Origin of the sequence: Microbacterium sp. ISL-103 (genome assembly GCF_018613995.1) — a bacterium.
GTDB lineage: Bacteria > Actinomycetota > Actinomycetes > Actinomycetales > Microbacteriaceae > Microbacterium.
Genome location: NZ_JAGGPD010000111.1, coordinates 1 through 9346, shown reverse-complemented (window position 1 = coordinate 9346; position 9346 = coordinate 1). Strand labels below are relative to the sequence as shown.

Below are 9346 nucleotides of genomic sequence, written 5' to 3'. Positions count from 1 at the left end.
ACGACGCCCTCGCGTCGGAGTGCGTCTCGCGCAAGGGCATCTACCCGAACCTCGACTACCCGTCGGGCCCCGCCTACAACCTGGTCGGCTTCGACACCCTCACCTTCACGCCGCTGTTCGTCGCGGCACGGGTGACCGGCTGGACGGCGCACGTCATGGAGCAGGCCGGCGCCAACGCGCTGATCCGCCCGCTGTCGTTCTACGACGGCGTCGACGAGCGTCACATCGAGAGCTGACCGCTCACTGCTCACCGCAGACACAGAGATGCCCGGGTCCTCCACGGACCCGGGCATCTCTGTCTCTGGTGATTCCGGTGTCAGGGGATCAGGCGAGCTCGATCACCGACCACGACAGCGGCGGAAGCGTCGCGCGCACCGCGCCGTCGACGACCTCGGCGGCCATGAGCGGCACCATGTGCACGGCATCCTGCGTGGTCTCGAGGTTCGCGGTCTTGCGGTCGCCTCCCTCGGGGATGGTCAGCGTCTCGGCCTTCACGACCCGCAGCCCCGTGAGACCGCGCAGCTCGACCGTCAGGTCGCTCTCTTCGTCGAGCGAACGGTTCGCGACGAAGACGACGACGCGACCGGTCTCTTCGTCCCACGTGGCTGCCGCATCGACCGCGTCGACCCCGCCGTAGCGCTTGGTCTCGATCTGCGGTGCCGACACCGCGAGACGCAGGATGCGGCCCTTGGCCAGGCGAGCCATGCGCTCGAACGGCCAGAAGCTCGTCTGGCGCCAGGCAGGGCCGTTCTCCTCCGAGCGGATCGGCGCGATCACGTTGACCAGCTGCGCCTGGTTGGCGATCTTCACGCGATCGCCGTGGCGCAGCAGGCTGTTGAGCAGCGTGCCGACGACGACGGCATCCGTCACGTTGTAGGTGTCTTCGATCACGCGCGGATGCTGCTTCCAGCCCGCCTTGGCGATCTCGACCGACTCGACGTCGTTGAACTTCACCTGATCCCACACGTTCCACTCATCGAACGAGATGTCGACCTGCTTGGTGTGCTTGCCCGCGGCCTTGACCGCGTCGATGGTCGCGATGACGCCGTCGATGAACGCGTCCATGTCGACCGATTCCGCGAGGAACGACTCGGCGTCGCCGTCGTGCTCCTGGTAATAGGCGTGCATCGAGACGAAGTCGACCTCGTCGTAGGCGTGGGTGAGCACGGTGTGCTCCCAGGTGCCGAACGTGGGCATCGACCGCGCCGACGAGCCGACCGCGACGAGCTCGATCGTCGGGTCGACCAGCTTCATGGCCTTGGCCGACTCCTGCGCCAGGCGCCCGTACTCGGTCGCCGTCTTGCCGCCGATCTGCCACGGGCCGTCGAGCTCGTTGCCCAGGCACCACAGCTTGATGTCGAACGGCTGCTCGGCACCGTTCTTGCGACGGAGGTCAGACCAGTACGTGCCGCTCGGGTGATTGGCGTACTCGACGAGCGACCGTGCCTCTTCGACGCCGCGGGTGCCGAGGTTGATGGCCTCCATGACCTCGACGTCGGCCTCCTTCGCCCAGTCCATGAACTCGTGCAGACCGAACGCGTTGGTCTCGATCGTGTGCCACGCCCCGTCGATGCGCACCGGGCGGTCCTCGACCGGACCCACGCCGTCTTCCCAGCGGTAGCCCGAGACGAAGTTGCCTCCGGGGTAGCGGACCACGGTCGGACCCATCTCCTTCACCAGGGCGAGGACGTCCTGACGGAAGCCGCGCTCGTCGGCCTGCGGGTGCCCCGGCTCGTAGATGCCGGTGTACACGCAGCGCCCCATGTGCTCGACGAACGACCCGAAGAGCCTCCGGGGGACGTCGGCGATGGTGAAGTCGCGGTCGATGGTGATGCGGGCCTGAGACATTGCTCTCCTAGATTTCTGGCTCTCGAGCCGGGTGGGGGACTACTGACCGCCGAAGCCGCTGGTCGCGACTCCCTTGACGATCTGCTTCTGGAAGATGATGAACACGATGATCAGCGGCAGCGCCGCGAGCACGGCCTGAGCCATGACCTGGGCGTACTGCACGCCGTAGGCGCTGATGACGGTCTGGAGTCCGACCGGCAGCGTCATCAGCGTGGTGTCATTGATGACGAGGAACGGCCAGAGGAAGTTGTTCCATGCCCCGATGAACACGAAGATCGCGACGGATGCCAGGATCGGCCGCGACAGCGGGAGCACGATCGACCAGAAGATGCGCAGTCGGCTGGCGCCGTCGACACGGGCGGCGTCTTCGAGTTCGATCGGGATCGCGTCGAAGAAGCGCTTCAGGATGAACACCATCGCGGGGGCGACGACCTGCGGCAGGATCAGGCCCCAGTAGGTGTCGATCATGTTGAAGGCGAGCATCTCGTAGAACAGCGGGATGATCAGCACCTGCGGCGGCACCACGATCGAGGCGATGATGACCACGAACAACCACTTGCGGCCGGTGAAGTCGAGCCGCGAGAACGCATAGGCGGCCAGCGCCGAGATCGTGAGGGTGATCAGGGTGACGGCGATCGAGGTCCAGAGGCTGTTGAACGCCCAGGTGTAGACGTTGCCTTGCGACAGGATCGCGGTGAAGGCCTCGATCGTCGGCCCGGTGGCGCCGATCCACGAGGGGTCGCCGGAGGCGGCATCCGTCTCGGTCTTGAAGGCGGTCGCGACCGCCCAGAGGAACGGAAGCAGCCAGCCGATCGCGAGCACGATGAGCACGACGAGAGCGCTGATGCGCAGCGCGCCGAACGGCTTCTGTCCTGGCAGGTGCGGGCGACGGGTGCGCGCGGGCTTCGTGGTCGTGATGGTCTCGGTGAGAGTGGCGGTGGACATCACAGCTGCGACTCCTTCCGGCGGCGCGAGATCAAGGCCTGCGCGACGCCGATGATGACGATGAGAGCGAAGAACACATAGGAGATCGCGGCCGAGTAGCCGAATCGGTAGCTGACGAAGCCTGCCTCGTAGATGTACTGGACGATCGAGCGGGTGGTGTCACTCGCGACGCCGCCGAGCATCTGGTACGCCTGATCGAAGAGCTTCAGCGATGCCAGGATCTGCAGGATCAGGATCAGTACGGTCGCGGGTCCGAGCTGCGGAAGCGTGATCGACCAGAACTGACGCCACGGGCCGGCGCCATCGAGGGATGCCGCCTCATACTGCTGCGGGGGGATGTTCTGCATCGCCGCGAGGTACAGCAGGAAGTTGAACCCGACGGTCCACCACACGGTGGCGATCACGATCGACAGCATGTTGGTGTCGGGGTTCTGCAGCCAGGCGAGCGGCTCGAGACCGAAGAACTTCAGGATGTTGTTCGCTGCGCCGATCTGCGGGTTGAAGATCCAGACCCAGATCTGCGAGATCACGGTCGAGGCGAGCAGGTACGGCATGAAGAACGACAGCCGCCACAGCCACTGGCCCGGGATTCCGCGGTCGACGAGCGCCGCCATGAGCAGCGCGATCACGACCAGAGGCACGGTGGAGAGCAGCGTGAACCAGACCGTGTTGCCCATCGACTGCCACATGACGGGGTCGGTCAGGGCCTCGGCATAGTTCGCGAAGCCGACGAACGCTCCGCCGGCGCCGGTGAGCGACTGGTCGGTGAAGCTGAGGATGATGCCGTGCACGATGGGCCAGGCGAGGAACAGCACGAAGGCGATCAGGAACGGTGCGAGGAACGCCCAGCTGATGAGCTGCTCGCGGTTGCGGGAGCCGGCGCGGCGGATCGGGATGGGCGCCTTGCTGCCGGTGACGATCGTGCGCGTGGAGTCGGTTGCGGTGGTCATGAGACGAACGTCCCCTCGGGGTCGGCCGGGTTCGGTTGGCGCAGCAGCGTGTTCACGCGCGCCTCGAACCTGTCGATCGCCGCGGCCGGGTCATCGCCCGAGAGCAGCACGCCCTGCACGGCGGCGCCGAACTCGGCCTGGAAGTTCGAGCCCGATCCGGTGAACCACGCGGTGGGGTCGTAGACCACGTGCTGGGCGGCCTCGGCGTAGTTGGCCTGCGGGATCAGGTCGGCGTACTCGGGGGATTCGGTGACGGGAAGGTAGGCGGGGATGTGCCCGGCCTCGGCCCAGCCGAACGAGCCCTTGAGCATGTCGGCGACGAACTGATAGGTCAGATCGCGCTTCTTCTCGTCGGCCTTGGTCTGGTGCGGCAGAACGAACGAGTGCGAGTCCGCATAGACAGCCGGGGTGCCGTAGAGCGTGGGGATCATCGTCGCGTCGAACGGGATCTTCGCGTTCTGCATGGTGCGCAGCTCCCACACGCCGGTGAACAGCATCCCGCTCTTGCCGGTCGCGAACTCGGCGACCGCGCTGCCGTAATCGGCCTGGGCGAGGGCGATCTCGCCGTCGAGAAGGGTTCGCATGAGCGAGAGCGACTCGACCGCGGCATCCTTGTCGATCACGGCCTTGCCGCCGGCGGGCAGCTCCATCGCGCCGCCGTGCTGCGAGTAGAACGTGTAGAAGAGGCGCCACATCTGCGCGCCGTCGCCGAGGTATCCGTATGAGAGGGCATGCCCTTCGGCCTGGCCGCCGATCGTGCGCAGCTGGTCGAGGAACTCGTCGGGAGACGACGTCTGCTCGAGGCGTCCGTCGCTGTCGAGCACTCCGGCCGCGTCGCAGATGTCGGTGTTGAACATCGCGACGAACGGATGCGCGTCGAGAGCGATGCTGTACATGTTCTCGCCGACGAATCCTTTCTCCCAGATCGGCTTCGGGAACTTCGTGCTGTCGACGCCGAGGCCTGCGAGCCGGTCGAGGTCCCACGTGTCGAGCAGGCCGCCCGGCGCCCAGCCGACGGTGCGGGTCGCATGCATGATCGCGACGTCGGGGGCGCGACCGCCGGCACCGGCCATGGCGAGCTTCGTGTAGTACGGGGTGCCCCAGGCGAGCACGGTGGGGCGGATGCTGTACGCGCTCTGCGCCGAGTTCGCGGTGTCGAGCAGCTGCGACATGGTCACGCCGTCGCCGCCCGAGAGCAGATGCCAGAACTGCAGGGTCTGGGTGTTCGAACCCGGGACGGTGCCGGGGGCGCAGCCGGCGAGCAGTGCCGCAGCGGCTGTGACGGAGGCGGCGGTCAGGAACTGCCGTCTGGACATTTCGAGCGGGGGCGTCATCGTCACTCCTTCGTGACTGCGGGCGGGGTCGGCCCATCATTACATCGATGTAATCGTCTGCGCAAGAGAGAGTCCGATCCTCCCGGGGCCTTCCGGTCGCAGTTCGTGTCGCTTCGTGGGCGTTCGGGCGGCACGAAGTGCGACCGGAACCGAGAATGGGCGCGGCGCGCCGGGCGGGCGCGGCCTCTAGAGCACGTCCCGCTCGGCGGGGTGATGGCAGGCGACGCCGTGGGTGTCGCCGTGGTCGACGAGGAGGGGCACCACCGCGGCGCACACCTCGGTGGCCTTCCAGCAGCGGGTGCGGAAGCGGCATCCGGATGGCGGCGAGACCGGACTCGGCACATCCCCGGTGAGCACGATGCGCTCGCGCGCCCGCTCGGCTCGCGGGTCGGGCACGGGGATCGCCGACAGCAGCGCCTGGGTGTACGGATGCAACGGCCGCTCGTACAGCTCATCGACCGGCCCCTCTTCGACGAGCTTGCCGAGGTACATCACGCCGACCCGATCGCTCAGGTGCCGCACCACCGACAGGTCGTGCGCGATGAAGAGGTAGGTGAGGCCGAGGTCGCGCTGCAGGTCGTCGAGCAGGTTGAGCACCCCGGCCTGCACGCTCACATCGAGCGCGCTGACCGGCTCGTCGAGCACGATCACCTCGGGCTCGACGGCGAGCGCTCGCGCGATGCCGAGCCGCTGGCGCTGACCGCCCGAGAACTCGTGCGGAAAGCGGTCGGCGTGGGCGGGATTCAGACCGACCTGGGCGAGCAGCTCTTCGACGCGCCGCTCGTGGTGGCCGCGGTGCAGCCCGTGGATCACGAGCGGTTCGGTGAGCGTCGCCCGCACGGACTTGCGCGGGTTGAGCGAGGCGTAGGGATCTTGGAACACGAACTGCACCCGACGACGCAGCGCCCGCAGGCGCCCGCCCTCGAGGGTGGTGATGTCGTCGTCGCCGAGCCGGATCGTGCCGCCGTCACTGGACTGCAGCCGCGCGACGCTGCGTCCGAGCGACGATTTGCCGCACCCGGATTCGCCCACGAGACCGAACGTCTGGCCGGCGCCGATAGACAGACTCACGTCCGACACGGCCTGCACGATGTCGCGCGTGCGACCGAACAGGCCGCCGCCGACCTTGTACTCCTTGACCAGGTCCTCGACGGTCAGCCCCGTGCCTCCTCGTACGACCTCGCTCACGACGCGATCACTCATGACACGACCTCCTTCTGCCACTCGTCGACCCGCACGCACGCGGCCGTGTGCCCGGCGCTCACTTCGATCGGCGGCGGCACCACGGCATCGCAGAGACCCGCGACGGCATGGGCGCAGCGCGGTGCGAAGCGGCATCCGCGGGGCCACGCCGTCGCCACCGGCGGCTGACCTGCGATCTGGTACAGACGCTCGTCCCGAGACGAGCGGCGATCGAGTCGCGGCAGCGAGGCGAGCAGCCCCGCCGTGTACGGATGCGCGGTCTCGTAGAACAGCGGGTCGACGTCGGCGGTCTCGACCAGCCCGCCCGCGTACATCACGAGCACCCGGTCGGCAGTGCCGGCGACGACGCCGAGATCGTGCGTGATGAGCAGCACCGTGGTGCCGGTGCGCCGCTGCACCTCACGCAGCACCTCGAGCACCTGCGCCTGCACCGTGACGTCGAGAGCGGTGGTCGGCTCGTCGGCGATCAGCAGGTCGGGCTCGTTCGCGATGCTCATCGCGATCATCACGCGCTGGCGCATGCCTCCCGAGAACTCGTGCGGAAAACGGTCGACCCGCAGTTCGGGCGAGGGGATGCCGACGACATCGAGCAGCTCGATGGCCCGCGCCTTGCGCTCGGCAGCCGTCGACTCGGGGTGATGCACCCGCACCGCCTCGATCAGCTGCTCCCCCACGCGCATGACGGGGTTCAACGCCGTCAGGGCGTCTTGGAACACGATCGCGATGTCCTTGCCGCGGATCTCGCGCAGCTCGGCATCCGAGAGTCCGACGAGCTCTCGACCCCGCAGCTTGATCGATCCGGTGACGACCGCCTTCTTCGGCAGCAGTCCCATGATCGCCATCGCGGTCATCGACTTGCCCGATCCGGATTCGCCGACGATGCCGACGGTCTCGCCCGTGCGCAGCACGAACGACACGCCTTCGACGGCCCGAGCGAGTCCGGCATCCGTCGGAAAGCTGATCGCGACGTCCTCGACCTCGAGAAGGATCTCTGCAGTGCTCATAGGTTCTTCCCCTGCGGGTCGAGGGCGTCGCGCAGTCCGTCGCCGATGAAGTTGACGCACAGCACGGTCACGAGGATGAACAGGCCGGGGAAGTACAGCAGGTACACCTGGGGTGTGCCCACGTATCCCGCGGCCTGACTGAGCATCGAGCCCCAGCTGGTCTGCGGCGGCTGCACGCCGAAGCCGAGGAAGCTCAGGGTCGACTCGGCGATGATCGACGAGGCGACGGCGAGGCTCATCGCCACGACGATGACGCCGGCGAGGTTCGGCAGCAGGTGCGAGACGACGATGCGGAATCCGGATGCTCCGATGCCGCGTGCCGCGTCGATGAAGTCCTTCTCCCTGAGCGACAGCACCTGGGCGCGCACGACGCGGGCGATGTAGGTCCACCCGAGGGCGGTGAGAGCCAGCACGATCGTCGTCGGCGACGGCCCGAGCCCCTGCAGGATCACCGCGAGCAGCGCGATCGCCGGGACGATGAGGAACAGGTCGGTGATACGCATGATCAGCTCGCCGACCCACCCGCCGACGTATCCGGCGATGGCCCCGAGGGCTGTGCCGACGACCGTCGCCAGGAGCGCGACGGCGAGGCCGATCGCGAGCGAGATCTGCCCGGCGAAGAGGATCTCGCTCAGATAGTCGCGGCCGAGCTCGTCGGTGCCGAGCCAGTGCTCACCCGACGGGGGCGTCGGGCCGAGCAGCAGATCCTGCTGACCCTGCGGGTAGGGCGCGATCCACCCGGCGCCGAAGCACGCGATCAGCAGGATGCTCAGCACGATGAAACTCGTCACCGCGAGCCGGTGATGAAGGAAGCCCTTGATCAGCTGACGGGTGGGCGCCTTCTGCGGATCCTGCTCGGCGAGGATCTCCTCACGCCCGGCGATGCCTGCACCGCTCATGACAGCCTCACTCTCGGGTCGAGCACCGCATAGGCGATGTCGGCGATCAGGTTGCAGATGACGACCGCGACGGCGACCACGATCATCCACGGCAGCAGCACGTAGACGTCGCCGGCGACGAGCGATTGCAGGAACAGCCGCCCCATGCCCGGGATCGCGAAGATCTGCTCGGTGACGACGAGGCCGCCGATGAGGATCGCGGCATCGAGCGCGACGACCGTGACGAACGGCGCCAGGGAGTTGCGCACCGCGTGCCGCCAGATCACCTGACGACGCGGCACGCCTTTGGCCCTGGCCGTGCGCACGTAGTCGCTCGACAGGGCGTCGAGCATCGCCGCCCGCCCGAACCGGCTCCACGAGGCGACCAGCGCGATCATGAGGGCGGCGACCGGCAGGATCAGGTGCCGGATGTAGTCGAGCACCCCGGTCTGGCCCGGCGAGTGCAGTCCGATGAAGAAGAGCGGCGGCTCGCTGAGACCGAAAGCCTCTTTGGGCCACACCGCGAAGGTCTGGATCAGGATGAGCCCGAACCAGAACGCCGGCATCGCGATGCCGATGTACGAGGCACCGGTGAGCAGGTTGTCGCCGAGCGAGTACTGGCGGACGGCCGAATAGACGCTGATGCCGCCGGCGATGAGCACTGCGATGATCAGCCCCCAGAAGGCGAGCTGCAGTGTCGGCCACAGCGCGTCGCCGATCAGCGGCAGCACCGGGGTTCCGGTGCGGGTGCTGAGCCCCCAGTCGCCGACCACCAGCGACCGCAGCCACAGGAAATACTGCTCGGGGATCGACCGGTCAAGGCCCAGTCGTTCGATCTCGCGGGCGATCACGGCCGGGTCGTGCGCCTGGCGGAGCTTGGCGAGCGGATCGAACGTCGACCGCACCGCCCAGAACAGGATGAACGAGGCGACGATGATCACCGGGATCGAGTACAGCACCCGTCGTGTGATGAAGGTGATCATGTCGCCTCGTTCCTGTCCTGCGCTGACTGCCCGGCCCGGCTCAGCCGGCCAGGCCCCACTCGGCCAGGTTCCAGAACGGACCCTCGACCGGGTTGATCTGCAGCGGGCCGCCGACCGTGTCGCTCCACAGGAGCACGTTGGGCACGGCGTCCAGCGGCAGCGACGGCACGTTCCCGGCGCTCCGCGCGTCCGCCTCCTTCG

General features: G+C 67.7%; 9 protein-coding genes. 1 reads left to right on the top strand and 8 read right to left on the bottom strand.

The window, feature by feature from the left end:
* The coding region (locus J7E68_RS05120; protein WP_285224864.1) for a citrate/2-methylcitrate synthase at positions 1-236 on the top strand (236 nt) is incomplete at its 5' end.
* Positions 237-324: 88 nt separating this feature from the next.
* On the opposite strand, the gene J7E68_RS05115 is transcribed toward J7E68_RS05120, so the two are convergent.
* The 8 genes from J7E68_RS05115 to J7E68_RS05080 all read right to left on the bottom strand — a co-directional run bounded on the left by J7E68_RS05115 (position 325) and on the right by J7E68_RS05080 (position 9145).
* Positions 325-1848 (bottom strand): alpha-N-arabinofuranosidase, encoded by a 1524-nt coding sequence (locus tag J7E68_RS05115; protein WP_215170469.1) that lies wholly within the window; start codon positions 1846-1848, stop codon positions 325-327.
* 39 nt (positions 1849-1887) lie between these two features.
* Positions 1888-2793 (bottom strand): carbohydrate ABC transporter permease, encoded by a 906-nt coding sequence (locus tag J7E68_RS05110; RefSeq protein WP_215170467.1) that lies wholly within the window; start codon positions 2791-2793, stop codon positions 1888-1890.
* Positions 2793-3743 (bottom strand): carbohydrate ABC transporter permease, encoded by a 951-nt coding sequence (locus J7E68_RS05105; protein ID WP_215170465.1) that lies wholly within the window; start codon positions 3741-3743, stop codon positions 2793-2795. Before J7E68_RS05105 ends, J7E68_RS05110 begins: the two co-directional genes overlap by 1 nt.
* On the bottom strand, positions 3740-5077 hold the full coding sequence (locus J7E68_RS05100) for an extracellular solute-binding protein (protein WP_215170463.1): 1338 nt from the start codon (positions 5075-5077) through the stop codon (positions 3740-3742). Before J7E68_RS05100 ends, J7E68_RS05105 begins: the two co-directional genes overlap by 4 nt.
* A 186-nt stretch (positions 5078-5263) precedes the next feature.
* On the bottom strand, positions 5264-6280 hold the full coding sequence (locus J7E68_RS05095; protein WP_215170461.1) for an ABC transporter ATP-binding protein: 1017 nt from the start codon (positions 6278-6280) through the stop codon (positions 5264-5266).
* Positions 6277-7284, bottom strand: a complete 1008-nt coding sequence (locus tag J7E68_RS05090) for an ABC transporter ATP-binding protein (RefSeq protein WP_215170459.1) — start codon at positions 7282-7284, stop codon at positions 6277-6279. The genes J7E68_RS05095 and J7E68_RS05090 overlap by 4 nt, the downstream gene beginning before the upstream one ends.
* On the bottom strand, positions 7281-8183 hold the full coding sequence (locus tag J7E68_RS05085) for an ABC transporter permease (protein WP_215170457.1): 903 nt from the start codon (positions 8181-8183) through the stop codon (positions 7281-7283). The genes J7E68_RS05090 and J7E68_RS05085 overlap by 4 nt, the downstream gene beginning before the upstream one ends.
* The gene (locus tag J7E68_RS05080; RefSeq protein ID WP_215170455.1) at positions 8180-9145 is read right to left on the bottom strand and encodes an ABC transporter permease; all 966 of its coding nucleotides are present in this window, start codon (positions 9143-9145) and stop codon (positions 8180-8182) included. The genes J7E68_RS05085 and J7E68_RS05080 overlap by 4 nt, the downstream gene beginning before the upstream one ends.
* Between the last annotated feature and the right edge of the window lie 201 nt (positions 9146-9346).